At 33.8% G+C, this 204-nt stretch carries 1 pseudogene; it reads left to right on the forward strand.

Annotation, left to right across the window (positions count from 1 at the left end):
- Positions 1–119 precede the first annotated feature (119 nt).
- A pseudogene (locus tag RFW85_RS08410) lies at positions 120–204 on the forward strand (hypothetical protein); the annotation flags it as partial.

Consider the following 204-nt stretch of genomic DNA (forward strand, 5'->3'; position numbering starts at 1 on the left):
GTAGAGGTCGCCATTAAAATACTCCTTGGCATTCTGATACTATTTTTTCATTACCAAAACTTATAAGACATCAGACAACTTGTCAATATAAATCCATGTGAAAATTATTTTTCGAGCCATATAAAAACGGTATTCACCGTGATCGTTTCTTGCCAACCATCGAAATGGTTAAAAAGAACTGTGCTGTTTTAAATGTAGATGCAG

The sequence above is a fragment of the Acinetobacter sp. 12966 genome (genome assembly GCF_031196995.1).
Classification (GTDB): Bacteria; Pseudomonadota; Gammaproteobacteria; order Pseudomonadales; family Moraxellaceae; genus Acinetobacter; species Acinetobacter geminorum.